We start from the raw sequence: 25,217 nt of genomic DNA on the forward strand, positions 1-25,217 counted from the left end.
TTCCGCTGACGAGGTGGACAGATAGCCACATTTTTCACTAGTCTGGTCGGGCTTATTCTCAGGGCGGGGTGCAATTCCCCACCGGCGGTATCCTGCCATGATGCAGGGAGCCCGCGAGCGCCCGACGCAAGTCGGGGTCAGCAGATCCGGTGAGATGCCGGAGCCGACGGTTATAGTCCGGATGAAAGAGGATAAACGCCGCACCCGCCCCAGGGTGAGGTCGCGCGCGCCTGTCTCGCTTTCCATGCCCTGATTCTGGTAGATGTCAATTAACGGAGTATTACCATGAATCAGTCTTTACTTGCCCCCTTTGGCGATCCTGTTACCCGTGTCGAGTCAGCCCTTGACGCACTGCGTCGCGGCCTTGGCGTATTGGTCGCTGATGACGAAGATCGGGAAAATGAAGGGGATCTTATCTTCTCGGCCGAGCTGATGACCACCGAACAGATGGCGCTGATGATCCGCGAGTGTTCCGGGATTGTCTGCCTCTGTCTGCCGGACGAACGCGTCCGCCAACTGGGGTTGCCGATGATGGTTGAGGCCAACTCGAGCCAATTCCAGACTGCCTTTACGGTCACCATCGAAGCCGCCAAAGGGGTGACTACCGGCGTCTCTGCTGCTGACAGGCTCACCACCATTCGTACTGCGATTGCCGATGGTGCCAAACCATCTGATCTTAACCGCCCCGGTCATGTGTTTCCGCTGCGTGGCCGCACCGGTGGCGTGTTGACTCGTCGTGGTCACACCGAGGCTACTATTGATCTGATGACGCTGGCCGGTCTTAAGCCTTATGGGGTGTTGTGTGAACTCACCTTGCCAAATGGAAACATGGCACGACTCCCCGATATGGTGGTATTTGCCCAGCAACATGGCATGCCTGTGTTGACCATTGAGGATCTGGTGCAGTATCGTCTGGCTCTGAGAGGTGAAAGCGCCTGACTGGCTTAAGATTTGTGATCTTGCCAGTTATTGGTTACGCTTTGCTCTGGTCGCGTCGCTGAATGTGTCCATTTTGGTTTCGAGTGATGCTTTTTTGCTCTATCGAAAAAAAATGAGCGATTTAATGCAGTTATCGGCGACAAGACCTATGCAAACTCTTTTTTTTTTGTGCCATAATAACGCCGCTTGCTAAACGTCTGGCGAGTTAAAGGGAGCTATAAAATGAAGAAAATGTTGTTGGTAGGTGTTGTTGGTCTGTCTGCTCTGCTGGGCGGTTGCGCTAACACCGAGCTGGAAACCTCTGTTCAAAACCTGTCTAACAAGGTTGACCAGCTGGCTCAAGACGTTAGCGCCGTTCGCGCTGACCAGTCCAAGATCGCTGCCGACGTAGCTGATGCCAAGGCTGAAGCTGCTCGTGCTAACCAGCGCCTGGACAACCTGGCTACTTCCTACAAGAAGTAATCCAAGTGAAAAAATGGCGCGGGAGACTGCGCCATTTTTTTTCGTCTGTCATTTACTACTGATGCTTCTCTCACTTTAACTTCCCCACGTTACACACCCGCTCTGTCCTATCTTGATTGCTCCGTCGGCCGCTGCCTGCAATAAAAAACCGGCCCGCAGGCCGGTCTGAATCATCTTTATCATCAATACAGCAGGCTGTAGAGCTTGCGGCGCCATGCTGATGCCACCGCAGTTGCGCCCATGGTTGCCAGAATATCCAGATAAATCTTCTTGGCATCACCAAAGGCCAGATCTTTTCTCAGGATAGTCAGCAGCTGCTCGAGCGCCTCTTCCTGGCGGCCCGCTTGATGGTAGAGCAAGCCGAGCTCTTGGCGGGTCTGGAAATCATCCGGTTGACTGGCGAGTTTCTCTTCCAGTGCACGCAGCTCGGGGGTGTCACCGGCTTGACGAGCCAAGTCACGGCGAGCGCACAGGGTTTGATAGTGGCTGTCTTGTGCCACCATCGGGATGGTGGCAAGCAGTGCATCGGCCTGATCCAGATGGTTAAGATCCAGCTCTGCCTGCGCCAGCCAGAGCGTGATGTCGTGGCGCTCGGGGGCTAGTTGATGGGCCTTGGTCAGCAGCGGCAGTGCGGTAACGGCATCACCCTGCTCCAGCAGATCGCGCCCCTCTGCCAGCAGTAGCTCCTCTTCACGGGGAGCAAATGCTGCAAAATAGTTGCGCAGGGTGGCTTCATCCTGCGGCCCTTCCAGAAAACCTTGCTCGTCGGGACGACCCTGATGGAATTTGACCAGTGCCGGCAGCGCCCGCAGACCGAGTTGCATTGCCAGTGACTGCAGCTGTGGATCGTTCACATCCACCTTGGCCAGCGTCACGGCCTGGTTGTCGTTGCCAACGATGCTCTCGACCAGCGGCGTAATGCTTTGGCATTCGGGCAGTTGCGGGGCGTAGAAATAGATGACCACCGGCTTTTGTATTGAGGCATCGAGCAGGGCGGCATGGAAATTCTGGGGAGTAATATCGACGATCATAGGACGGACTCTCGCTACAGATTGATTGCAAGATGGGGTGGGGGAGTGCCGATTTCAAGTCGGCCGTCGAGCCAATGCTGGTTCACCTGGTGCTCACCTTGGCTGGCAAGGGCCAGCCAGCCACTCATAAAAGGGGTATCGCTGATCTGATAGTCATGTTCATCCAGCTGGTTGTCCAGGCGCCACTGCTGATCCGGATGGAACACCATCTTATCAAGACCAGCCGAGAGTCCCCCCCCGTGGGCTTTCAGCACGGCTTCTTTGCGTGCCCACAGCCGGAAGAATCCCGCAGCCTGTTCCCGCTCTTTCAATCCAGCCAGCCAGTTACTTTCAACCGGAGCAAAAAATCGCCGGGCCAGCACCAGTACCTGGCGTTGGCGCTGCCCAAACTCCAAGTCGATACCAACGGGGGCTTCACGGCACAGGGCCAGGGCCAGCCAGTCGCCACTGTGGCTGAGATTGAAGTGAGCATGGCCGCTGGCGAGAACCGGTTTTCCATGGGGTTGTTGAATAAATTCAAGAGCTTCGCCGGGAAGTCGTGCCTGCAGCTGTCTGCGCAGTAGCACCCTTGCTGCCGTCCACTGCCGGCGGCGCGTTTCTGAGTTAAACACGCCGAGTTGTTGGCGCTCGTGCGGGTCAAGCTCCTCTTCCCAGCCGCTCGCATCAGCGGCACTGACACTGCATATATTCAGCATAAAAAGGTCTACGGTGCAGGTCATTTTTTGCTCTCGAATTCCATCAGAATGCCAATAAAACCACATTTCCTCGGGCTGGCATAGCTTTGCGCAACATTGTCTATTGTTTGGGCAAGATCACATTTATCATGATTAATAAGGCTTTTTTGCAAAAAAATGTGACCCCGATGGGTTTTATTGCTTGATCTGTCACACTGGTCAGTTATAGTCGAGCCTCGTTGTGTAAAAAGGCTCGCTAGAAGCCGACATTGATTGTTTATGTTTTTGGGAGGTAAGGGATTGCGATATCTGCTGCTACTATTAGTAGCCCTTGGGATGGCGGGCTGTTCCTCCACGCCAGATCCTGAAGTGGCGAGTAAACTCGAAGTATCGATGGTCGAGCCGGTTGTTGAACCGGAATCTTCCGCCCCCAGTGTTGAAGACATCATCTCGGTATACAAGCAGTGGAAAGGTGTTCCCTATCGCATGGGTGGCACTTCCCAACGTGGTGTAGATTGCTCCGCGTTTGCGCGTGAAGTGTTCCGCGATGCACTCGGTATCGAGTTGCCCCGTTCCACTCGCTCCCAGGTACAGGAAGGTACGCGGGTTGCGAAGAACGATCTGGTTGAAGGGGATCTGGTTTTCTTCCGTATCAACCGTCGTCTGAACCACGTTGGCATCTATATCGGTAACGGCGAGTTCATTCATGCATCGACCACCAAGGGTGTAACCCGCTCCAGACTGGATGATAGCTACTGGCGTGGAAAATTCTGGCAGGCTCGTCGCGTGAACATCTGACAGTCAATCTGGAAAAACGGCTCGCCGTACGGACCGTTTCTCCAGACTGACGATAAAAGGCCCTACGGGGCCTTTTGTGTTTTTAGCGCTGACAGTTATAGTGTGCGCCGGTTTTTTCCGGTGAGTCAGCCATGTCCAATGCCCCCAAATCGGGATTGCATCCACGCAATCGCCACCGCCACGGTTATGATTTCAAAGCACTTATCGCTGTTTGCCCGGAGCTGGCTGCCCATGTCCGACCCGGGCCGACCGGTCGGCTGACCATCGACTTTGCCAACCCTGTTGCCGTCAAGGCGCTCAATCGGGCGCTCCTGTGTAAAGATTATTGCCTGCGTTTTTGGGATATCCCGGCCGGTTATCTCTGTCCCCCGATCCCCGGGCGGGTGGATTATCTGCATCATCTCGCCGATCTGCTGGCCGACGGGGGCGAGATCCCGCAAGGGGGTCAGATCAGGCTACTGGATATTGGTACCGGTGCTAACTGCATCTATCCGCTGCTGGGGCATCAGAGCTATGGCTGGCAGTTCGTCGGCTCTGACGTGGACGGCGGCGCCCTTAACAACGCCCGCCTAATCGTCAAATCCAACGGTCTTGAGAAGCGGATCGTCTGCCGCGAGCAGCGTGACGTGGCCCATATCTTCTCAGGCATCATTCAGCCTGGGGAGTTCTTTGCTGCGACGCTGTGTAACCCGCCGTTTCACTCCAGCGCTGCCGCTGCTAACGAGGGGAGTGAACGCAAACTGCGTAATCTGGCCCGTAGCAAAGGCGGACGTCACACTTCGACGCAAGGTAAATCGCCCGCACTTAACTTTGGCGGCCGCAATCATGAGCTCTGGTGTGAGGGTGGCGAGGCGGCTTTTTTGCGCCGGATGATCGCCGAGAGTCGGCGCTTTGCCAGCCAGTGCGGCTGGTTTACCAGCCTGGTGTCAAAGGGAGAGAATATCCGTCCAGCCCGCAGCTGGCTTGCCTCGGCAGGGGCAAACGAGGTGCGGGTCATTACCATGGTGCAGGGCAATAAACAGACCCGGATCCTGGCCTGGCGCTTTAGCGAGTCTGATCTTGCTACCGGTCAGCACGGTGAGAAGAAAGTGTAAGGTAAGTGATAACTTCGCCTGCAGGTACAGCTGTACGCTGAGATTTTTTTGCAATTATCCCCCGTTCTTTTCTAAAATAGCGACTGGTTTGACCTGTTTAGCAGCCAGCTAGAAGTAGGAACGGTTGATGAAGGTTGTCGATTTTCTGAAGCGCAAGAAGGAAATCTTGGCGCAACACCCCTTTGAGCTCAAGGACTGGCTCTCCCCGGCCATTCGCGACTATTGGCGTGAGTTTCAGCAAATGGCGCAGCATCACCCTCTGCTTGGCCGGGTGATGGACGCCACTGTGACTAACCTGGTGCAACCGGCGCAAAGTCGTGAGCTGCAGCAGGTCGTTAATGGTTCGCCAGTTGCAGCGCCCAGTGGTGAGCCCACTGTCGAGCTGGAAGGCGAGGCTGCCGCAGTCTTTGCTTCCTTGTCGGGGCGTATCGGTGAAGAGACCCATGTCGGTGAATGGCTGCACGTTGATCAGACCATGATCAACGGTTTTGCCCAAGTGACGGGTGATCATCAGTGGATCCACACCAACCCGGAGCGTGCGGTTGCCGAGTCGCCGTTCAAAACCACCATCGCTCACGGCTTCCTGACGCTGGCGTTGTTGCCGCAACTGACTGGCTCGGTGGATGAGCAGAGTCCAGAGTTTCCGACCGCCCGTATGGTGGTTAACTATGGCCTAGATTCGGTGCGCTTCCCTTATCCCATCAAGGTGGATAGCCGTATCCGCGCTCGCACCAAGCTCGCCAAAGTGACGGCCATCAAGGGCGGGATTGAGCTGCTCAAAGAGATCAAGGTGGAGATTGAAGGGGTTCGTCGCCCTGGCTGCGTTATCGAGTCACTGACGCGACTCTATTTCTGATTCTGAGCTGTGATGACCGGTGTTGATGAGACAGGGCGTTGCGCCCTGTCTGCGTTTTGGTAACTGGCCATAATTTTCTCATAGCGACCATCTTGTTTCATGCTGGCCAAGCCTTTGTCAAAGGCATCGCGCACGGCGCTGCTGGTAAACGCAAAATGGTAAATCGTCGGGGGCAGCAGCGCGTTGCTGATAACCCGGCTCTGCTGATAACGCTCTGGATGTTCGCTCTGTGCCGCCCACAGCTGGCGGTAATGCTCGAAGATACGCTCCTCCATCACCACGGCCTCGGCGTGCCCCTCAAAAAGTTGCCTGACCTGCAACTCTTGGCGGGCCACTTCCTGATAATCCTGGCTTTTGGCCACGGCATCGGAAAACTCCTTCCCCAGCACATCGCGGGCGCGCTGAAACGCGACCACGTTGAGTCCGGCAAGCTCCGATAGTTTGGCCAGCTTGCGCGGTGCCAGAGTAAATACCCGGTTATGGAAGGTGATGACGGGGGCCGAAAGGTGCACGTTGTTCAACAGCCCCGGTCGCACATTGATAATGGCGTCGAGCTGATGGCGCTCGATAAGCTCATAGGTTTGGCGCAGGGATAGGTAATAGAAATGGGGTTCAAAAGTGCTGTGTTTCAGGGCTTCACGAACCAGATCCAGTTCAATGCCACGCTCTTCGGCGCGCAGCACATAAGGCGGAATAGCCAGACTCACGCCGACCCTGACCGGTTCAGCCGAGCCGGCAAATGCCAGAAAAAGCAGACATAATCCACCGAACTTAGAACCCATTCGATACCCCTTCTCCCTTAGCTCAATCCATTCTGGCACAACCGGTGGCGACTTTTCATCCTTAGTTACCACCAACCTCACGCCCTGTGATCGCTAAGCGGTTTAACCCATACGGTGTCACCCGTTATGGGGGCCTGCTCTGGGCAGAAAACCAGAGCAGGTATCGCTAATGCGTGCGGTCTTTGTGTAGCGCAGTAGCAACCGGCATCGTGAGCTTGCCACAAAAATGCCGCCTGCAGCGGCCCCTGCGATGGATCCAGCGAGCTATGCAGCCGCGCCCTCAGATAATCGGCTGGCGGAGGGTGGCCATTTGCGTGCGCCAGCCAGGGCGCCAAAATGGCATGTTGTAGCAGTAGTGCCATCTGTGGCGTGGCAATCATGGCCAGAGTAGGTTGACGGCCGCGCGCCCCCAGCGTCAGCAGCGCTTGCCCATTCCAGTGCCAGTGGTGGGATAAATCGGTTGGCAGCGCAGCTCCGGGCGCGAGCAGTGTTAGCGTCAGCGTAGGGGCCTGCGCCGTGTTATCGCACCGATATCCGGCGCCTTGCAACAGTGCCAGCCAGGGTTGCAGCTGCGAAGTGGTCAGTTCAGCGTGAAGTTGTACGCAGGGCGCCTGTGCCACCGGCAAGGTGGTCATTCCATGCAGCGCGGCACGCTCTATCAGCGAAAAATCGATAGGTTGACCCACAGTGCCCAGCAAGGGCAGGTCACCTGCCAACGCGAGCCCCAACGCGCCGCGCAATGGGCAGTGGTACACCTTGGCAGCGGGAGCATTTGCGCACCAGTGTCGCGTGGCCAGATTGAGTGCGACCAGTGAGTCCGGCAGGGTTTGCTGGCGGCTGAGCAAGGTCACAATGAAGTTGGCCACCGCGCCCGGATCATTAAGAGGCAGTTGTAGGTGGTCGGTAGCAAGCGGCATATCGGTGACCACCGCCAGTACGTTGCGCTGCGTCATATCTGGCAGCGGTTTGCCCAAGGCGGCGCGATAGAGTACCAATCTGGGCAGTGGCTCATCCTTAAACCCCTCAACCAGCACCAGATCCAGCTCGGCGGGATTAAAACGCTCGAGCAGGGCTGCCAAGGCGATAGGGCTCTCTGGTGTCTCCTTGAGCCAGGCGATGCGTTTGTCACTGGCAAGTAGCACTTCACTGGCTCCGGCTTCGCGCAGCCGCCAACTATCCTTGCCCGGTTGGTCCAGATTGACGTCGTGATGGGCGTGTTTGATCACCGCCAGGCGAATGCCTCGCGCAACCAGCAGCGGAATCACCTGCTCGAGCAGGGTGGTTTTTCCCGTGCCGCTCCAGGCCGAGATGGCCAGCACTGGCAGGGGAGTGGCCAGTTCAGTGGGGCAATGTGGCATGGCGGGTCAGATCATCGGGCGTATTGAGATTATCAAACGCCGCCGGGCAGTCGCTGAAATCGGCGTAAACCATCGGATGACGAGCATACCAGAGCCCGATTTTGCGCTCGCCTTGCTGTAAAAACGCAGCCAGTGAATCACGCAGGCTTCGATGCAGCAGTGCCACCACCGGGTGCGGGCGCTCACCGTCGTGTGCTACGACCACTAAGGTGTCGGAGCGGCGGGCCGCGAGCATGCGCGTCACCAGATCAGTTGGCAGATACGGGGTATCGCACGGAACGACTAACAGCCAGTTATCAGACACAGCCTGCAAACCCGCCAGCATGCCGGCCAGTGGGCCGGGATAATCCGGTAAGGGGTCTGGCAGGGTGGGGGCGAGGGCTTGGTAGTGCGACAAGTGACGGTTAGCGCTGATCATGACGTGGCTGACCTGCGGCGTGATGCGCTCCAGCAGATGGTGGATCAGTGGCTTGCCAGCAAGTTTTTGCCACCCCTTGTCATCGCCGCCCATGCGGGTAGCGCGACCGCCAGCGAGGATCAGCGCGCAGGGAAGCTCGGGATCATGGTTCATCAGTTCGCTCCAGGCATCAGCGGCACTTATCAACGCCCACAAGGCGTTGCGCCGCCACGAAAGGGCAGTGTGCGACAGAACGTTCGCTCAGGCAATCGGTTGACGCTTGCAACGGTGACAACGCATGGATGGCCGAGGGATAATGCCACTCCTGTTGCAGGAGGCCTGGAACGTGATTGATAAGCTGGCATGGATTTGTATTAAAGAGGGACGTCTGCTTTGTGTGCGCTCGCACGGCAAGACGCTGTTTTATCTGCCTGGAGGCAAGCGCGAAACGGGTGAGAGTGACGAGCAGGCGCTACTGCGTGAAATTGACGAGGAGCTTAGCGTACAACTGGTGCAGCAGAGCATCCGTTCGCTGGGGCGCTTCGTGGCGCCGGCCGATGGCAAAGTCGGGGTCGAGGTGATGTTGAGCTGCTATCAGGCCGATTATCAGGGGTCGCTGCAGTGCGCCGCTGAAATCGCCGAGCTGGATTGGCTGGATTGCTCGGATCTGGCGCGCTGCTCGGAAGGGACCCGGCGGGTGCTACTGGCGCTGCAAGAGCGCGGCGCGCTGGCATAAAGCAGCAGGGAGCCGAGGCTCCCTGATTGAACCGATAGATCAGATTGATCAGGCGAAGGTGGTCCAGATCGGTGCGTGATCGGAGGGCTTCTCGATGCCGCGCAGCTCATAGTCGATCCCCACCTCGGTCACCGTCTCCTTGAGTGCGTTAGAGGCGAGGATAAGGTCAATCCGCAGACCACGGTTCTCATCAAAGCCACGTGAGCGGTAATCAAACCAGGAGAAGCGTTCACACTCGTCCGGGTGGGCGGCGCGGAAGGTATCGGTCAGCCCCCAGCTCAGCAGACGGGCCATCCATTCACGTTCGATAGGCAGGAAGGAGCACTTGCCCTCTTTGAGCCAGCGCTTGCGATTGGCCTCGCCAATGCCGATGTCCCGATCGGACGGAGAGATGTTCATATCGCCGATCAGCACCAGCTGTTCGTCCGGCGAGTGGTGATGCTCAAGATAGGCTTGCAGATCGGCATAGAAGCGGGTCTTGGCCGGAAACTTGGTTTCGTGATCCTGATTTTCCCCTTGCGGGAAGTAGCCGTTCATCACCTTGATGACTGAGCCGTCGGCGCGTTGGAAGGTAGCCATGATCATGCGACGCTGCGCCTCTTCATCATCGCCGGGAAAGCCCTTTTCCACCGACAGGGGGGCCTGCTTGCTCAGAATTGCGACCCCATAGTGGGCCTTCTGGCCGTGGAATACGACGTGGTAGCCCATGGCTTCCACCGCTTCGCGGGGAAACGCCTCGTCGTGAACCTTGATCTCCTGCAGGCCGATCACGTCCGGTTGATGCTTGTCGATAAGGGCTTGCAACTGATGGAGGCGGGCACGCAGGCCATTGATATTGAAAGAGACGATTTTCATTGTCCGGATGCTCATGTCGTTGTTTGAGGTTATTGGACTAGGAAAGGGGGCCGGATGCAAGGTCTGCTCGGTCGTCAATGGCGCAGCTGGGTAAACTCATCACGCAGCTTGCGATAACGTTCGTTCTGGGCCGGGTTGAGCGGAATACCGTCGAGCAGACTGATGGTGGTTCGGCACTCATCGTCATAATCCTTATTCTTGTGGCTTTTGCCAATGAGCTGCAGCAATACCTGGATCTTGTTAAGTGCCGCGCCGGTGTTAGCCGGTGCGCGGCGCAGCGCTTCGCGAAAATGGCCCAGCGCCTGCTCGAGCTCCCCGGCCTGATAGGCCTTGATGCCCAATTCGTTAAGCTGCTGATAGCGCTGGCGGCGCTCTAGCACCGTTTTGTCGGTGCGGGTCACCTGAATGCAGGTGGTCAGCAGCTGATCTTCATTATCAGAGAGCAGTCCCTGCAAACTGTCTGCATATTCAAACTCCCCTAACTGATAGAGTCCGAGGATGGTTTCACCCAGCAGGGTAGGTGGCATGTTTTCCGGAGCGTCGAGCCAGTTTTGGTTGGCGCGATAGAGCATCTTCTTGCCTTTGAGCAGCTCACCACGGGCAATTTGCACCCGCGCCTGACAGAGCTGCTCGAAGGCCGGATAGTTAAAATCGCTTCCAACCATCACGTCGCGCAGCCGGGAGAGGGCGTTATTGACCTGTTTTTGCAGATTGGCGATGTGATAGCTGTCGTTGCTATTGAGGGCATAGAGCGTCAGGGTCTGGATATAGGCGCCAAGATAATGGGGCGTGCGGTGAATCGAGTTACGGGTCAGATCAATGAGGCTTAGCAGCACATCCTTGGCCACGGCGTAATCGCCCCGCTTTAGGCTCACTTCCGCCAGACGACGTGACAGATGCACCGATTGTGGCGAGATGGCCACCGCCTGTTGCAGCTGCGCCTGTGCATCGTCGTCACGGCCCTGCGCCAGGTAGCTTTCGGCCAGCCAGTGATAAGCCTCCACCATCAAGGGGGTAAGGCGAAGACAGGCTTGCAGGTGGCTGATGGCCTCATCAAACAGACCGAGATCAAAGCAGGCACGTCCCAGTGCCTGACGGGCCCAGCTATTATCCTGGGCGGCCAGCAGCTGGCGCATCAGGCTGCGTGCCTCTTGAGCCCGTTTGAGCTTGATCAGCGTGTCAGCCTGCAGGCAGCGGCAGAAATTGCTGTATTTAGGGTGCTGGGTGGCGCCCGATTCACACTCCTCGAGCAGCGTCGCATCATCTCCCCGATCCAGCGCCTGAAACAGGGCCAACAAATTGCGCTTGCGCTCCAGTGCGCGGCGCAGACGGGTTTTGAACTGCTCCTGAGAGAAGGGCTTCATGAGGTACTCATCAGGCTCTAGCTCCAGGGCGCTCAATACCATGGCGCGGCTGGCATCGCCGCTGACTACCATCACCACACCGTGCGGCGGGATCAGCTTTTTCTCGCGCAGACTCTCCAGCAGTTGCCGTCCGTTTTCACCGGCACCCAAGTCATAGTCAATCAAAAAGACATCAAAGGTATCGCGCAGGCAGAGGCGACGCGCCTCATCGGCAGAGTAGGCGTAATGGATGCGACTTATCCCCACGTTGAACAGCATCGCCTTCATCATGATGTGAAATGAGCGCTGCTCGTCGACCAGCAGCAGGCGCAATTCATGATCAGCAGGAGCGGACGGGGACATAGCATTCTCAGGTTCGATCTGTTCTTCCCTGAAGTGTGCCAGCAAACCAACGGAGCGGCAAACCGGCGTAGTCCTCATTGGAGGCTCATTGCGTACTAAATTGGTTTGTCTTTGTTACTCAATTGAAGGTTTGTTGTTGATTGGATTTGCGCTCGTTTCACCAGCAAGGCAAGATGCGGCGCCACATTGCAGTGGTATTGATAATGTGAGTGCTTATGATGAAGGCTTGGTATCGTGGATGGATCTACGGAATGTGTGCAATGGGATGGCTCGTATCGGTACAAGCCAGCGAGATGGTCGTGACGGTGCAAACCCATTTTGTCGGTGAGCCCGTCACCGAGGTCGTCGTGGATGAGGCTACAATTAGTCGGTTGCCCCAGTATGAGATCGTGACGGGTACCCCCTGGGATGATGGGGTCCATTCCTATCGTGGCCCTCGTTTGCTTGATCTATTGAACCGCCTGGGGATCAAACAGGGCCGTCAGGTCACACTGCATGCACTCAATGAATATTCTGCCACGTTGCCGTTTTCCGATCTGCGCGACTTTAGTGTCATCTTGGCGCATTCACAGGATGGCCAGCCTTTGTCAGTGCGCCAGCGTGGACCGTTTTTTCTGATGTACCCTTTTGATGAGCTACCTCGTCTTAAGAGCAAGCTCTATTACGCGCGTTCGGTCTGGCAGATCGACAGGATTACTGTGGAGTAGTGTTGCATGTTGCTGCGGGTTGGCAGTTCTAGTCGCCGTTTTCTTATCATCATTGTGCTGGTGCTGATCAGCGCCATGGTGGGGATCGGCGCGGTGCAATATCGCCAGTTTGCTGACTTGCAAGCCAACGCCAATCAGGGCGATGACAGCATCATGTGGAACTACTCACAGCTCTACAATGAAACTCTGCGCCTGCAAAATGCCTTGCTGCAGTGGCGACCGGGGCGCGATGCCGCGTTGCAACTGCGCTATGACATCTTTGCCAGTCGGGTCGATCTGGCCCTGATGGGGCGCGATCGTCGTCTGCTGGCACATCTCCCTCTGTTTGGTGAAGTGCGCGATGTGTTGCACGCCTTTATCACCATGGGAGATCACTGGCTGGGGCCAACCCCCGACCTGAAGGTGGATCAGGAGGCCGTCAACCGCTTGCAGCAGGAATTGCCACAAGTGATTGAGCGCTTGCAACCGCTGATGTTGGAAGTCAACCAGCGGGTTGCCCTGTTCGATGAGGCGCGGCGTGATTCGGTGCGCCACCAGATCATCACCACCACCGTGATTGCGGTGCTGCAGTTTGCGCTGGTGTTGCTGTTTGCCATTCTGGCCTGGCGTCAGCAGCGGCGAACCGATGAGCAGCATGCAGCGATGCGCCGCCTTAACGAAAATCTGATTGCCGCCAATCACGCTGCCGAGGCGGGGAACCGTGCCAAAAGCAGTTTTCTTGCCAACATGAGCCACGAAATCCGTACCCCGATGAACGGGGTGATCGGCATGCTCTCGTTACTCTCGGACGAGCCTTTGGGCGAGCGGCAACGCAGCTATCTTAATACCGCGCGTGAATCGGCAGAGCATCTGCTGGAGCTACTCAACGATATTCTCGATGTGTCAAAGCTTGAGGAGGGCAAGATCCACCTTGAGCTGGTGCCCTGTGATCTGCACGCCCTGATCCGCGATCTGTTTGAGCTGCTGCGCCCCAACGGCGAGAAAAAGCAGCTACGCATGCAATCTTTGCTACCAGAATCCGGACCACGCTGGATCATGGCCGACCGGCTGCGGCTACGGCAGATCCTGCTCAACCTGCTCTCCAACGCCATCAAGTTCACGCCGCGCGGCGAGGTGACGGTGCGCCTGAGCGCCACGCCCATCAGCGAGCAGCGTTACCATGTTGAGGTATCGGTGCAAGACACCGGCATCGGTATCTCCCGCGAGCAGTTAGGGATGTTGTTCCAGCGCTTTGCCCAGGCCGATATCTCGATCACCCGTGAATATGGCGGCTCCGGGTTGGGCCTTGAGATCTCACGCAGTTTAGCCCAGTTGATGGGCGGCGAGATCCGGGTCGAGAGTGAGCCAGGCAAGGGGAGCTGTTTTACCCTGAGCTGGCAGGCCGATCTGGCCGCCGAGCTTGAGCCGGCCGAGCCGGGCAGTGCCGCAGCCGGTCAGCAGACGTTTGATATCCTGCTGGTCGATGACAATGGCACCAATCGCAAGGTGATGGGCGCTATGCTCAGTAGCGCCGGGCATAGGGTGCGTGAAGCCACTAATGGCCGCGAGGCGTTGGCTGCGCTGGCATTGACCCAGCCTCACCTGATCTTGATGGATATGCAGATGCCGGTGCTCGATGGCCCGGCCACCACCACTATCATTCGCGCTTCTGGTCAGCCGTGGGCCAATGTACCGATCATCGCCGTCACGGCGGATGCCATGGCCGATGCCAAAGCGCGCTATCTGGCGGCGGGCATGAACGGTTATCTCACCAAACCGGTTGATAAACTGCGGCTGCTGGAAGTCGTAGCCAGTGCGGTCAGCAAGCAGGATGAGCGGCCTGAGAGCGATGGGCTCAGAGTGCTGGTGGTGGATGACAACGGCGTTAACCGAACCGTGGCGGCGTTAATGCTGGAGCGTCTGGGCTGCCTTGTTGTCACAGCCAGTTCAGGCGAAGAGGCGCTGAACGCCTGTCATCAGCACTATTATCCGTTGGTGTTGATGGATTTACATATGTCGGGAATGGATGGGCTCACCACCACTCGCCATCTGCTGACAGAGGCAAGCTATAAACCGGGCTGCGTGATGGCGCTGACGGCGGATATGACGCCGGGGCTTGAGGGACGCTGTATTGAGGCCGGCATGTGCGGACTGCTGCACAAACCGGTCTCCAGGCATGATTTGGCTGGCGTGTTGGCACGCCTGTCAGAGGATCAGGCGGTTTTCTGCTCCGGGTCGTAACCGAGCTCACGGGCCAGACGCGGCGCTTCGCGGGCCACCCAGTCGGCATCAATCGGTCCCCAGTCCAGAATCCGATACCCCCCCTGATTGTTACGCGCCCCTTCTCCTTGCTCAAAGGCACAGACGATATCGAGCTCGGCCAGCGCCTCAAGCGTATCTTGCGCGGTGCGCCGCGGCATGCCGGTTGCTTCCATCAGGGCAGGGACAGTGGCTGTCCCCTGACTGACAAGATGTGCCACATAGAGGCGGCGAAAGAAGCTGGTGCGAGTCTTGCTCTGCTTGATGTCACTCATGATACGCGCCCTGTCAGTCGGCGTGCTCGAACCGGCGCCACAGCCAAAGTGCCGCACGTCCCATCACCAGCGCCCAGACACCAAACCAGAACCAGCGGAAGAAGCTCCAGGTGGACACGTCTTCCGGGGCATCTTCGACCTTGGTGACGTTCGGGAACAGGGAGAGCATGTTGATGCGCCAGCCATAAGAGGTCAGCAGGGCGCGGCGCTTGTCGAACTCCATCGACTTGGCCTTGGCCTGAACGTCAGCGGCATTGAACTTGAAATAGAAAGGCCAGCCCCAGCCGGTATCTTCGTTGCGAAACACCCGCACGCTTTCGCCCGCTTTCTCGGTGTAGATGTAATAGACATCCGTGGTGGGGCCGTCAGCCGGATTGTTTTTGCTGATGGGGCCGTCCTTGTCGGTTCGTTTGACCTCGACACCTGTGATGGTGGCGATCTGTTTCTCCGGCAGGTAGTAATCCAGCCACAGGGCTGAGGCCAGCGCCACCATGGCCAGCAGGAGATAGGCGGGTTTTTCCAGTTTCGCGTTCATGCTATCGGTTCGCACTAGGGAAGATGGTGATACCTTACCCAATCTTCATGGCATCGCCCACCCCGAATGACACCATTGGCTGAAAAAGTAGCCCGTCACTGCCCCGCATGCGACAGGGTGGCGCCAGGTCGGGTTAAACAGCGTCTCAGGGGTTGCCTGATAGGCAAACACCACGGCATCATGGTGGACTGACCCGCAAAAGGAGTATCGTGTGTCTGCCTATATCGACCCGGCCATTCTGGCCCTGTTTATCCCCACCTTCTTCTTCGTCTCGGTGACCCCTGGCATGTGCATGACATTGGCCATGACGTTGGGCATGAGCATCGGCGTGCGGCGAACCCTGCACATGATGTGGGGAGAACTGATTGGTGTCGGACTGGTGTCAGTGCTGTCGGTGGTTGGGGTGGCTGCGGTGATGCTGCACTATCCGACCCTGTTCCATCTGTTCAAATACGTGGGCGGCGCTTATCTGCTGTGGCTGGGCATCCAGATGTGGCAATCGCGCGGCAAAATGGCAATGGGTGAGCAGGGATCGGATCGCCCCGGCAGCGCCCTGACCCTGGCAGGACAGGGTTTCGTTACCGCCATCGCTAACCCCAAGGGGTGGGCGTTTATGATCTCTCTATTGCCCCCCTTTATCTCTACCAGTCGGGCGCTGGCGCCACAGATTATTGCGCTGGTAGGGCTTATTCTCATCATCGAATTCTCCTGCCTGGTGCTCTATGCCAGCGGCGGGCGTACGTTGCGTCATTTTCTGGCCAAGAGCGGCAATGTGCGATTGATGAACCGGATTGCCGGCTCCTTGATGATGGGTGTCGGGGTCTGGCTGGCGTTTGGTTAAGCGCAGCAAGATGCAACAAGCAGCGGGGCGACATGATGTCGCCCCGCTGCTTGTTGACTCAATCGGTCAGACAGTCCGGATCAAACTGGTATTCACCGGCCAGCCAGCCGAGGATTTCGTCGGCACAGACCTGACCGCGATAGGCCTGATAACGAGTCTGCAGCTGCTGGTGCTGCTCGGGGGTCAGTTGGTTGAGGCCCACCGCCTGCATCAGCGCCAGATCTTCTTCAATCAACGGCGCCAGTTGCGGGCCACAAGATGATTGCACCGAGGCATGGAACGCCTTGTCGGGATGATAGTGATCCCCCAGCCGATAGCTCATGGGCAGGGTGGCCAGCGGGATGGTCGACAGCGCAGCCTGTTTCATCGGATTGACGGCGTGACCTGACAGTTCCTGGGCCAGACGGGCGGGGCGATCTTCAAACGCACTCAGATTTAAAAATGCGCTCGATTTACTGCCATCGTTGACCGGGTAGTTGTCCCACAAAAATGGCTTGCGCTTGAGCCAGTCGGTAACCTGCGCCAGATGATCGCTCGGGTAACTTTTCGACATCACTTTAGGGCCGGTCCAGAAGATGTCGAAGTTGGGATCAAGATGTAGCCCGAGCTCGGTCAGATAGCCTTGTGGCATCGGACCAAACACCTTCTCGAGGATCGGATCGGTGGAGTAATAACTGGGGCAGAGTAGCAGTCGCGGTGCCCGGGTCCAGCTGGCAATGTCATGGGCGATGGTCAACTGACAGGCTGCCAAGTCTGGTGTATCGCTTTTCATGTCATCAAACAGCACCGCCAGAATATCCGGCGCCAGCTCGTCATCAATCAGGCGCACCTTGGCTTCGAGCAGCGGGCGTTGATGGGCATAATCGTGATGAGCGCCCATCGGGCTTAATCCAATCCCAAAGGCTAGCCCATTGGCGCGGCACTCGGCGGCCAGTAGTTTAAGCTCATGCAGGGTTGCTTCGCTCCAGGGAGAGTGCCACTGCTTGCGCAGGCAGGCATCTTCCTTGGGAGCATAAATGTAAAAACCGTAGCCATGGCGTGGCAGCCACTGGGCATAACGGCGGCGGGCGTACCAGCTCCAGCCTTTGCCAAAAAATCCCTCAATCACGCCCAACTTGGGCTGCAGAGGGTGGGGGTGTTCTAGAACGGTGCTGTACGGCATGACTCCTCCGCAAACTACTCATCATCCTGGGCGTCCAGCAGGCGAACCCCTACCCGACGAACCTGATTATCATCCATTTCAGCCACGGTCCAACGCAGACCCTGCCAATCCAGCTGATCGCCAACGACCAGCTTATCGCCCAACGCCTGACTCAGGTAGTCACCCAATCTCTGATCTTCGATCCCGGTCAAATCCAGACCGTAGAGCAGCGCCAGTTCACCAAGACGGGTCGTGGCTTCCAGCTGGAAATCACCGAAGAAGCGCAGATCCGACTGAGGCGACGGAGCGTGACTAAACAGCTGGCCCAGTGCTGGCAGATCTTCTTCATGGCCGATGACACAGAGAATGTCGCCGGCCAGCAGTTCGGTACTGCCGGAGGGGTGCAGCAGCCGGTTGCCGCGAAACAGGGCGCTGATGCGGGTGCCGCTTGGCATATGCAGATCGCGCAGCGGTGAGCCGATGCACCACTTCTCCTCCCCCAGCTGATAGATAAACAGCTCCCACTCGCTCTCGGGGTGGATCTCCACCGCTGCGCGCGAGATGGGGGAGGGACTGGCTGGAATTTCTACCCGGGCCAGCCGGATAGCGAGTGGCAACGAGCTGCCCTGCACCACCAAAGAGACCAGCACCACGAAAAACGCCACATTGAAAAACAGTTGGGCCTGCGGCAAACCGGCCATCATTGGGAACACCGCAAGAATGATGGGCACCGCCCCGCGCAGGCCGACCCAGGAGATAAACCAGCGTTCGCGGGCCGAAAAGTTGCGAAACGGCAGCAGGCTCGACCAGACCGCCAGTGGCCTTGCGATCACAATCATCCATGTGGCCAGCAGCAGGGCCGGCAGGGCGATAGGCAGCAGGTTGCTCGGGGTGACCAGCAGCCCGAGCACCACGAACATGCAGATCTGGCTGAGCCAGGTCAGCCCGTCGAGAACCGAGAGAATTGAGCTGCGGCTGCGTACCACCCGGTTCCCGAGCAAGAGGCCGGTGAGATAGACCGCCAGAATGCCGCTGCCGCCGAGCGCCGTGGTGATGGAGAAGATGAGCAGGCCACCGCTCACTGCCAGCAGCGGATAGAGGCCGGTTGCCAGCACGGCGCGGTTGTTGATGCGCCATAGCAGCCAGCCGCCGCCGAGTCCGAGTCCTGCGCCAATGCCGAACTGTTTAATCAGGCTCCAGACAAACAGACCCGGCCCCACTTGCTGGCCAGTGGCCAGCATTTCAATCAGGGTCACGGTCAGAAACACCGCCATCGGGTCGTTACTGCCGGATTCAATCTCGAGGGTGGCGCCGACCCGCTGGTTAAGGCTGCGCCCGCCCAGTAAGGAAAATACGGCGGCGGCATCGGTCGAGCCGACAATGGCGCCGATCAGCATGCCCTGCATCCAGTTGAGATCAAACAGGTAGGCGGCAATCAAGCCGGTCAGGCTGGTGGTGACCAGCACCCCGAGGGTGGCCAGTGACAACGCAGGCCATAGCGCAACCCGAAAGGATGACACCTTGGTGCGCATACCGCCATCAAGCAGGATGATTGCCAGTGCCAGGTTACCTATCAGGTAAGCCATTGAATAATCAGCAAACTGAATCCCACCTGGGCCGTTTTCACCGGCCAGCATGCCGACGGCGAGAAATACCACCAGGATGGGGATGCCAAGGCGTGAGGAGAGGGAGCTGAGCAGGACACTGAGACCAACCAGCAACCCTACGACAAGAAAAAAGTGGTTGATGGTGCTCGCATTCAATGCCTGACCCCCTTGATGTGATTATTTTGTAAAAAACAGCGCCTGTTAATTCATCATACGGCGTCAAGGGGGAAAAGTCGCAACAAAAATGGCCTCAACAGGGCCTTTTTTGCATACAAATTCAGTGGCCGGACCAATGAAGACGGGGCCGTGGCCCCGTCTTGTCAATCATCGTCGTCCTTGACGTCGCGTATTTTGTCCCGGTACTTGGGCAACTGCTTTTCGAGCTGTTTCATGTCCTTGATGGCGTTGAGAAACAGACCGAGCAAAAACAGCAGCGGCAGGCCAATCCACAACCACAGGTTCATCATTACTCCTTGGGTGCCGAAATGGCACCGTAGCGTTCGAGCAACTCCGCAAGGCGGGGAAGGATCGCAGCTTTGCCCTCAATATCGCTCATCTGCAGCAGCTCGGCCAGCGCATCCGCATCGGTGCGCAGGGTTTGCGACTGCGGCGCGAAGCTGATGTGCCACGGCTCGTGGGCAACGCCGGCGCTCTCGCCACGAAATGGCAAAAAGAAGCCGTACTGCGCCATATGTGCCTCAAGCCAATCAGAAAGCGCGGCAAACCAGCCCCCCGGCTGATACTCCCAAGGCTCCAGCTGTAGCTTGGTACCAGTGGGCAGCCGGTCCGGATCATAGATATCGAGATCAGTGCCCCAATGATGGCGGCTGGTGCCAGGCAGGGCGCTCCAGCGCAAAATGGCGGCGACCTTCTGTGCATCATCCAGAGCGTGAATATCAACCGGCTCACCCTGCTCGCCTTGCACCGGACGCTCGCCGCGCCACTTGCCGTTCCAGATGGCAAGCTGACGCTCGAAACTGCGCCAGCTCGAGGCCGGCTGCAGATTGTGTCCCTCGCTGGCGGCCGCGGCCTGCATTGCAGCAAAGGCGGCGGCCGCCTCCGGCGTCAGACGGTGCGGGCCATTGCCAAGCAGTATGAGGTGGCGCCCGTCGGTACCGAGCAGTTGCGCAGAGTTCATGCCAACAGGCGCTCCAGCACGCCCTGATACATGTCGGCCAGCAGGTCGAGATCGCTGGCTTTCACGCACTCGTTGACCTTGTGAATGGTGGCGTTGACCGGGCCAAGCTCGATCACTTCGGCGCCGGTCGGGGCGATAAAGCGGCCATCCGAGGTGCCGCCTGTGGTGAGCAGTTGCGGTTTGGCACCATTGACGGCCGCGATAGCCTCGACGGCGGCGTCGAGCAGCTGGCCGGTATCGGTCAGGAATGGCTCGCCAGAGAGAGTCCAGTTCAGCTCATAATCGAGCCCATGCCGGGTCAGCAGCGCCTTAACACGTTCTTTGAGCGCCTCCGAGGTGGACTCGGTGCTAAAGCGAAAATTGAACTGCACCGCCAGCTCGCCGGGAATGACATTAGAGGCGCCGGTACCGCCATTGATGTTGGCAATCTGAAAACTGGTGGGGGGGAAGAAGTCATTGCCCTGATCCCACTCGATGGCGGCAAGTTCAGCCAGCGCCGGTGCGGCGCGGTGGATCGGGTTATCAGCCAGATGGGGATAGGCCACGTGGCCCTGAACACCGCGTATCACCAGATCGCCGGTCAGTGAGCCGCGGCGGCCATTTTTAACCACATCGCCTACCTCGCTGGTGGAAGAAGGCTCGCCCACGATGCACCAGGTGATCTTCTCGGCACGCGCTTCAAGGGTGTCGATGACCCGCACTGTGCCGTTGATAAAGGGACCCTCTTCATCGGAGGTGATCAAAAAAGCGATCGAGCCCTGATGATCCGGATGCTGGGCCACAAAGCGTTCGACGGCGACCACCATGGCGGCCAGCGAGCCCTTCATGTCGGCAGCGCCACGGCCGTAGAGCATCCCGTCGTTGATGGTGGGCTCGAAGGGCGGCGTGCGCCATTTGTCGAGCGGGCCCGCCGGCACCACGTCGGTGTGCCCGGCAAAGCAGAACAGGGGGCCACTGTCACCACGGCGAGCCCACAGGTTGGTGGTGTCCTCGAAAATCATGGGTTCGAGGGTAAAGCCCAGCGCGGCGAGGCGCTCACCCATCAGGGTTTGGCACCCTTCATCGAGAGGGGTCACGGAGGGGCGGCGGATCAGCTCCTTGGCCAGTTCGATGACATCAGACATCGGTTCGTCCTTAACGGGAAAAGAGGGTGTGATACTGCTCGGGCTTAAAGCCGAGGTGATAGTGGCCATCGATGGCCAGCAGCGGGCGCTTGATCATGGCCGGTTGTGCCAGCATCAGGGCGCGGGCTTTATCCAAGGTCAGCTCGCTTTTTTGCTCTTCGGGCAGAGCGCGAAAGGTGGTGCCGCGAGTATTGAGCATCGCCTCCCAGCCAAGCGTTGCCAGCCACTCGTCGAGCTGCGCCTCACTGAGCCCGTCACTGCGCAAATCATGAAAGCGATGGTCGATCTCTGCCTCACTCAACCACTTGCGCGCCTTCTTGACGGTATCGCAGTTTTTAATCCCGTAGAGGATGGCCTCGGGCGCTTGAATGTTATCCATGGATATTCAGCCTGTTCCGTACATTGGTCAGTAGCATACAGGTGAACATCATTTATGAAAACGAGAGGGGATTTTCGGAGTTCATGCGGGTTGGTCCGTCGCGTTCGGAACAAAAGCACTTGTTGGAGATCACAGACTAGCCACACGCCAAAGGGGTAACATTGCAAATTCAGAATCAGGGCATCGATACGGCTACCCCGACAGGTAAGCTGATGTTGAGCATGATCGGAGCCATCGCCACGTTCGAGCGGGAAATCATGCTAGAGCGTCAGGCAGAAGGGATCGCCTTGGCGAAGGCAAAAGGGGTCTACAAGGGCCGCAAGCCGACAGCGATGGAGAAGCGGTAGGAGGTGCTGCATCTTCTATCACAAGGCATCGCTAAGGCATCAGTGGCAAAGCGGCTAGGTATCAGTGTGTCGAGTATCCATCGGATTGCTGTTACAAAACCGACTCAATAGTTTGACTTGGTTGAACAGCATGTCACTTCTTAGTCATATAGCTGATAAGGAGGTTGGTTTTGAAAGAACAAACAAAAGACATTGGATTTTCAAAGGTTTATCAAAAAATAAAATCCCTTGGAGCTAAAGATATTTGTGAAATCAAAACTGGTAATAGGCGAGCTATAGTCTTTACCTCTGATAATGGCAGAGTGTACCGTGTTACGACTAGAGCTAAGATGCGTGGAACATGGCAAACGTCGATTACTTATGGCGAAGTATGTTGTGAAAATAAAAATGAGGATGAGTATTGGGTTTTTGTTGATATATCAAGCGATGACTCTGACTTCTATGTTGTACCAATGTGGTGGATGAAGAACGACATCGCCTATCATCATGAAAAATATTTAAATGGACATGATGGTAGGCGGCCTAACAATGTCTTTTCAAAACACCATGCAATCGCTAAGAAAAGAATTGTACAGTGGGAGAATAAATGGCAGCAAATTGGATTGTAAATAGTCGAGCCATATTGGCAATATTGTGTGCACTGTTTACTCAAGGGTGTGCATCTGGGTTTGTTGATTCATATGTAAAGGGGGCTACGGAAGGTGTCCTAGGTAAGGATTATATTTCTTCCCCTGAGTCAGCAGCTGCATTGGGGCAATATGCAAAAACGTTGGAGGTATGCAAAGAATACTTATCGCCACAACAGTTCGGATTATACACGTCAGATATATCTTGGTATGTGAACTATATTGATAACGCTTTGGAACAAGAGGCATATACAAAAGCTTTTAATACAACCGAACCTAAAAAAGATGAATGTCAAAAAATATCGTATGATGCTGAAGCTATTCACAATATTCGCCTAGATCAACAAAGGGAGAGTGTTGAGGCTCAAAAAAATCGACGTACATCTCAAACTAATTGTGTTGAGAGGAACGGGGGGGTTAGTTGCACCACCTCAGAATGATTCGCTGAACGAAATAGTTTCTACAAATACTGTTTGTGAAGCTCAAGGGTAACTTGAGCTTTTTTTGGTTCTTTCATAAAAAACTGCTCGCAATTTTTGATGCCGTACATGACAACCTGCATGCCGTGTGCTCCTTTACATCGGTGAGCGTCAGATTCTGGCATTGAGGCCCTGAGCCCGCAACCCTTGGCTCGTCACCTCAAGCGGGCAGCAATTCCCGACACTCCGCCTGCAGGGTGTGGCACCACTGCTGCAACTGCTGGCAAAACCAGTTGAGGGCGGCGTGGTTGTCATCACGGCGATGACGGATCTGACTCACCACAAAGCGTGGCAAGGCAAACTGGGTGTGGATCTCGCGCAGTTTTAGCGCCTCTTTCATGGGCTCGAGAATGCGCACCGGCGCGGTCAGCAACAGACGTGAGCGGGCCAAAATAAAAGGGGCTGCCAGAAAGCTCTGCACAATCAGCTGGGTATGACGGGCCAGACCACGGCGCGCCAGCAGATCGTCGAGCACACCCCCTTCCGAACCACGCGGCGCAACCACCAGATGATCGGCGGCGGCAAACGTCTGGTAATCAATGCGCTTGCCGGCCAGCGGGTGATGGTGATTGGCCACGCACATCAAGCGGTCATCGAGCAGTGGCAGGGTATCAAAACGGCTCGGCACATTTTCATGGCGCATGATCACCATACTGACCTGTCCCTCGTCGAGCTGGCGATCGTAGTTGCTGCACAAGGGCACAATCTGAATGGTGAGCTGGGGCGCATCACGGTGCAGCTGTTCAATCAGACCGGGCAGCATCACGTATTCCACATAGCTGTGGGCGGCAATGCGCAGCACGCCGGTGAACTCGGTCGGGCGGGGCGGCGTGAGTGGTTGCAGGGTCTGCTCGACCGAGCGCAAGATCTGGCGCAAGGGGGCGAGCAGCTCCAGAGCGCGGATGGTCGGCTCCATGCCTTGTGGCGTGCGGATCAGTAACGGGTCGTGATACATGCTGCGCAGGCGTGACAGCGCCCGGCTCACCGCAGGCTGGCTCATGGCCAGACGCTCGGCAGCGCGGGTGGTGTTGCGCTCTTCTAGCAGGACTCTCAGGATCACCAACAGGTTAAGATCGATACCGCGTAAATTCGGTCTGTGCATAGCGAGATTCTAATAAATCATTTCCTCAATAAGGGGTATCACTTTAGTCTCTCTCCCTGTCGAATGTCAGCATGAATCCGTATGACACCTGTGTACGGTTTCGTGGTGTGCCTGCCTTCTCTTAGCGTGGTGCCGGAGAAGGTGGAGTCGACAGCCTGAACTCTTACTCCGGTTCATCCGGAGCGTTGCTTGCTTTAATCCCCGCCCGCTGGCGGGGATCTTTTTATCTATCTCCCGCCTCACTTTCGCCTGTTTCACCGCCAGTTCGTGCACAAGCACGCATTTTCATGCGACAGATTCCGCTAGCATGGTGTTGGAATGTTATTGCCAGTTGCACGTTATGTAAGCAAAAGTTGATTTTTTGTGTGTTTTCCACCTTTTTGTTTACGTATAATCGCGCCTGCAAATGGATTACAACAACAACCTCTGCAGTTAAAGGAAAGAACATAATGGCTATCGAACGTACCTTCTCCATTATCAAGCCGGACGCTGTGCGCAAAAATTTGATCGGCGCCATCTATCATCGTTTTGAAACCGCAGGCCTGCGCATTGTGGCCGCCAAGATGCTGCACATGACCGAGCAGCAAGCCAAAGGCTTCTATGCAGAGCACGAAGGAAAGCCGTTTTACGGGGATCTGGTGCGTTTCATGACCTCCGGACCTGTCATGGTGCAGGTGCTGGAAGGGGAAGAGGCGATTCGCCGCAACCGCGAAATCATGGGCGTGACCAATCCAGCTCAGGCGCTGGCTGGTACCCTGCGCGCCTGTTATGCCGAGAGCACCCAGCTTAACGCCGTCCACGGCTCGGATTCGCCCACCTCGGCGGCCCGTGAAATTGCCTATTTCTTCACCGAGCAGGAGCTCTGCCCGCGTGACTGACCCTGCCGGTCAACGGTGACAGGGGAGCTTCGGCTCCCCTTTGTTTTTGTGCGGCAGGCCGCTGTTCATTTTTTCTGCAAAACCCTTTGTTCTGCAGGTGGAAAGGCGCCAC

Annotated in this window: 29 protein-coding genes, 1 pseudogene and 1 riboswitch; of the genes and pseudogenes, 14 read left to right on the top strand and 16 right to left on the bottom strand. The window is 57.0% G+C overall.

Annotated features, from left to right (window positions below; all coding sequences use genetic code 11):
* Window positions 1-50: 50 nt before the first annotated feature.
* Window positions 51-197: riboswitch (FMN riboswitch) on the top strand.
* A gap of 88 nt (window positions 198-285) precedes the next feature.
* Together ribB and BW958_RS16335 are read left to right on the top strand one after the other, a co-directional pair.
* A complete protein-coding gene (ribB, locus tag BW958_RS16330) occupies window positions 286-939 on the top strand; it encodes a 3,4-dihydroxy-2-butanone-4-phosphate synthase (protein WP_076576901.1) in 654 nt (217 codons plus the stop codon).
* 222 nt (window positions 940-1,161) lie between these two features.
* The gene (locus BW958_RS16335) at window positions 1,162-1,401 is read left to right on the top strand and encodes an Lpp/OprI family alanine-zipper lipoprotein (protein WP_076576902.1); all 240 of its coding nucleotides are present in this window, start codon (window positions 1,162-1,164) and stop codon (window positions 1,399-1,401) included.
* A 182-nt stretch (window positions 1,402-1,583) separates the two neighbouring features.
* On the opposite strand, the gene BW958_RS16340 is transcribed toward BW958_RS16335, so the two are convergent.
* Window positions 1,584-2,432: a tetratricopeptide repeat protein gene (locus tag BW958_RS16340; protein ID WP_076576904.1), complete on the bottom strand. Its 849-nt coding sequence runs from the start codon at window positions 2,430-2,432 to the stop codon at window positions 1,584-1,586.
* 14 nt (window positions 2,433-2,446) lie between these two features.
* Entirely contained in the window at window positions 2,447-3,127 is a 681-nt protein-coding gene (locus BW958_RS16345; protein ID WP_179078873.1) for a 4'-phosphopantetheinyl transferase family protein, read from the bottom strand.
* A 258-nt stretch (window positions 3,128-3,385) separates the two neighbouring features.
* On the opposite strand from BW958_RS16345, the gene BW958_RS16350 reads away from it, so the two are divergent.
* The 3 genes from BW958_RS16350 to BW958_RS16360 all read left to right on the top strand — a co-directional run bounded on the left by BW958_RS16350 (window position 3,386) and on the right by BW958_RS16360 (window position 5,854).
* Complete coding sequence (locus tag BW958_RS16350; RefSeq protein WP_256702054.1) at window positions 3,386-3,904, top strand: C40 family peptidase; 519 nt, start codon at window positions 3,386-3,388, stop codon at window positions 3,902-3,904.
* Window positions 3,905-4,035: 131 nt separating this feature from the next.
* Complete coding sequence (rlmF, locus tag BW958_RS16355; RefSeq protein WP_076576907.1) at window positions 4,036-4,998, top strand: 23S rRNA (adenine(1618)-N(6))-methyltransferase RlmF; 963 nt, start codon at window positions 4,036-4,038, stop codon at window positions 4,996-4,998.
* A 127-nt stretch (window positions 4,999-5,125) separates the two neighbouring features.
* The gene (locus BW958_RS16360; RefSeq protein WP_076576909.1) at window positions 5,126-5,854 is read left to right on the top strand and encodes a MaoC family dehydratase; all 729 of its coding nucleotides are present in this window, start codon (window positions 5,126-5,128) and stop codon (window positions 5,852-5,854) included.
* Here BW958_RS16360 and BW958_RS16365 read toward each other — a convergent pair.
* The 3 genes from BW958_RS16365 to mobA all read right to left on the bottom strand — a co-directional run bounded on the left by BW958_RS16365 (window position 5,845) and on the right by mobA (window position 8,565).
* Window positions 5,845-6,636: a substrate-binding periplasmic protein gene (locus BW958_RS16365; protein ID WP_076576910.1), complete on the bottom strand. Its 792-nt coding sequence runs from the start codon at window positions 6,634-6,636 to the stop codon at window positions 5,845-5,847. The genes BW958_RS16360 and BW958_RS16365 overlap by 10 nt on opposite strands.
* Before the next feature lie 77 nt (window positions 6,637-6,713).
* Window positions 6,714-7,994: a molybdopterin-guanine dinucleotide biosynthesis protein B gene (gene mobB, locus BW958_RS16370; RefSeq protein WP_076576911.1), complete on the bottom strand. Its 1,281-nt coding sequence runs from the start codon at window positions 7,992-7,994 to the stop codon at window positions 6,714-6,716.
* The gene (mobA, locus tag BW958_RS16375; RefSeq protein ID WP_076576912.1) at window positions 7,975-8,565 is read right to left on the bottom strand and encodes a molybdenum cofactor guanylyltransferase MobA; all 591 of its coding nucleotides are present in this window, start codon (window positions 8,563-8,565) and stop codon (window positions 7,975-7,977) included. The genes mobB and mobA overlap by 20 nt, the downstream gene beginning before the upstream one ends.
* Window positions 8,566-8,707: 142 nt before the next feature.
* Here mobA and BW958_RS16380 point away from each other — a divergent pair, with 142 nt between their 5' ends.
* On the top strand, window positions 8,708-9,127 hold the full coding sequence (locus tag BW958_RS16380; RefSeq protein WP_076576914.1) for an NUDIX hydrolase: 420 nt from the start codon (window positions 8,708-8,710) through the stop codon (window positions 9,125-9,127).
* A 48-nt stretch (window positions 9,128-9,175) separates the two neighbouring features.
* On the opposite strand, the gene xthA is transcribed toward BW958_RS16380, so the two are convergent.
* Both xthA and BW958_RS16390 read right to left on the bottom strand, forming a co-directional pair.
* Window positions 9,176-9,982, bottom strand: coding sequence for an exodeoxyribonuclease III (gene xthA, locus BW958_RS16385; protein WP_076576915.1), 807 nt, complete (start codon window positions 9,980-9,982; stop codon window positions 9,176-9,178).
* A gap of 74 nt (window positions 9,983-10,056) precedes the next feature.
* The gene (locus BW958_RS16390) at window positions 10,057-11,688 is read right to left on the bottom strand and encodes a tetratricopeptide repeat-containing response regulator (RefSeq protein ID WP_076576917.1); all 1,632 of its coding nucleotides are present in this window, start codon (window positions 11,686-11,688) and stop codon (window positions 10,057-10,059) included.
* Between the two features lie 260 nt (window positions 11,689-11,948).
* On the opposite strand from BW958_RS16390, the gene BW958_RS16395 reads away from it, so the two are divergent.
* Together BW958_RS16395 and BW958_RS16400 are read left to right on the top strand one after the other, a co-directional pair.
* Entirely contained in the window at window positions 11,949-12,395 is a 447-nt protein-coding gene (locus tag BW958_RS16395) for a putative pterin-binding protein (protein WP_256702055.1), read from the top strand.
* A gap of 6 nt (window positions 12,396-12,401) precedes the next feature.
* On the top strand, window positions 12,402-14,615 hold the full coding sequence (locus BW958_RS16400) for a response regulator (RefSeq protein WP_076576918.1): 2,214 nt from the start codon (window positions 12,402-12,404) through the stop codon (window positions 14,613-14,615).
* On the opposite strand, the gene BW958_RS16405 is transcribed toward BW958_RS16400, so the two are convergent.
* On the bottom strand, window positions 14,588-14,908 hold the full coding sequence (locus tag BW958_RS16405; protein WP_076576920.1) for a winged helix-turn-helix domain-containing protein: 321 nt from the start codon (window positions 14,906-14,908) through the stop codon (window positions 14,588-14,590). The two genes, BW958_RS16400 and BW958_RS16405, sit on opposite strands and share 28 nt — an antisense overlap.
* Window positions 14,909-14,921: 13 nt before the next feature.
* Window positions 14,922-15,443 carry a DUF1523 family protein gene (locus BW958_RS16410; RefSeq protein ID WP_076576921.1) on the bottom strand — a complete coding sequence of 174 codons (522 nt, stop codon included), beginning with the start codon at window positions 15,441-15,443 and terminating at the stop codon, window positions 14,922-14,924.
* 211 nt (window positions 15,444-15,654) lie between these two features.
* On the opposite strand from BW958_RS16410, the gene BW958_RS16415 reads away from it, so the two are divergent.
* Window positions 15,655-16,284 (top strand): LysE family translocator, encoded by a 630-nt coding sequence (locus BW958_RS16415; protein WP_076576923.1) that lies wholly within the window; start codon window positions 15,655-15,657, stop codon window positions 16,282-16,284.
* A gap of 58 nt (window positions 16,285-16,342) precedes the next feature.
* Here the strand turns inward: BW958_RS16415 and BW958_RS16420 are convergent, their stop codons facing one another.
* From BW958_RS16420 to BW958_RS16440, 6 genes are all read right to left on the bottom strand, one after another.
* The gene (locus BW958_RS16420; RefSeq protein WP_076576924.1) at window positions 16,343-17,446 is read right to left on the bottom strand and encodes a beta-N-acetylglucosaminidase domain-containing protein; all 1,104 of its coding nucleotides are present in this window, start codon (window positions 17,444-17,446) and stop codon (window positions 16,343-16,345) included.
* 14 nt (window positions 17,447-17,460) lie between these two features.
* Entirely contained in the window at window positions 17,461-19,188 is a 1,728-nt protein-coding gene (locus BW958_RS16425; protein WP_076576926.1) for a potassium/proton antiporter, read from the bottom strand.
* A 164-nt stretch (window positions 19,189-19,352) separates the two neighbouring features.
* On the bottom strand, window positions 19,353-19,496 hold the full coding sequence (locus BW958_RS20400; RefSeq protein WP_143233120.1) for a hypothetical protein: 144 nt from the start codon (window positions 19,494-19,496) through the stop codon (window positions 19,353-19,355).
* A gap of 2 nt (window positions 19,497-19,498) precedes the next feature.
* The gene (locus BW958_RS16430; RefSeq protein ID WP_076576927.1) at window positions 19,499-20,170 is read right to left on the bottom strand and encodes a M15 family metallopeptidase; all 672 of its coding nucleotides are present in this window, start codon (window positions 20,168-20,170) and stop codon (window positions 19,499-19,501) included.
* Window positions 20,167-21,294 (bottom strand): succinyl-diaminopimelate desuccinylase, encoded by a 1,128-nt coding sequence (gene dapE, locus BW958_RS16435; protein ID WP_076576929.1) that lies wholly within the window; start codon window positions 21,292-21,294, stop codon window positions 20,167-20,169. The genes BW958_RS16430 and dapE overlap by 4 nt, the downstream gene beginning before the upstream one ends.
* Before the next feature lie 10 nt (window positions 21,295-21,304).
* Window positions 21,305-21,673, bottom strand: coding sequence for an ArsC family reductase (locus tag BW958_RS16440; RefSeq protein WP_076576930.1), 369 nt, complete (start codon window positions 21,671-21,673; stop codon window positions 21,305-21,307).
* A gap of 158 nt (window positions 21,674-21,831) precedes the next feature.
* Here BW958_RS16440 and BW958_RS20695 point away from each other — a divergent pair.
* The 4 genes and pseudogenes from BW958_RS20695 to BW958_RS20410 form a co-directional block, all read left to right on the top strand.
* Window positions 21,832-22,020, top strand: a pseudogene (locus BW958_RS20695) (recombinase family protein); the annotation flags it as partial.
* Between the two features lie 3 nt (window positions 22,021-22,023).
* Window positions 22,024-22,131: a helix-turn-helix domain-containing protein gene (locus BW958_RS20700; RefSeq protein ID WP_256702056.1), complete on the top strand. Its 108-nt coding sequence runs from the start codon at window positions 22,024-22,026 to the stop codon at window positions 22,129-22,131.
* A gap of 59 nt (window positions 22,132-22,190) precedes the next feature.
* Window positions 22,191-22,628: a hypothetical protein gene (locus BW958_RS20405; protein ID WP_076576931.1), complete on the top strand. Its 438-nt coding sequence runs from the start codon at window positions 22,191-22,193 to the stop codon at window positions 22,626-22,628.
* Window positions 22,607-23,086, top strand: a complete 480-nt coding sequence (locus BW958_RS20410) for a hypothetical protein (RefSeq protein ID WP_143233121.1) — start codon at window positions 22,607-22,609, stop codon at window positions 23,084-23,086. The genes BW958_RS20405 and BW958_RS20410 overlap by 22 nt, the downstream gene beginning before the upstream one ends.
* A 199-nt stretch (window positions 23,087-23,285) precedes the next feature.
* Here the strand turns inward: BW958_RS20410 and BW958_RS16455 are convergent, their stop codons facing one another.
* Window positions 23,286-24,227: a LysR family transcriptional regulator gene (locus BW958_RS16455; RefSeq protein ID WP_076576932.1), complete on the bottom strand. Its 942-nt coding sequence runs from the start codon at window positions 24,225-24,227 to the stop codon at window positions 23,286-23,288.
* A 449-nt stretch (window positions 24,228-24,676) separates the two neighbouring features.
* Between BW958_RS16455 and ndk the strand changes: the two genes are divergently transcribed.
* Window positions 24,677-25,105 (top strand): nucleoside-diphosphate kinase, encoded by a 429-nt coding sequence (gene ndk / locus BW958_RS16460; protein WP_076576934.1) that lies wholly within the window; start codon window positions 24,677-24,679, stop codon window positions 25,103-25,105.
* Window positions 25,106-25,217 lie beyond the last annotated feature (112 nt).

Source organism: Aeromonas sp. RU39B, assembly GCF_900156095.1.
GTDB lineage: Bacteria > Pseudomonadota > Gammaproteobacteria > Enterobacterales > Aeromonadaceae > Aeromonas.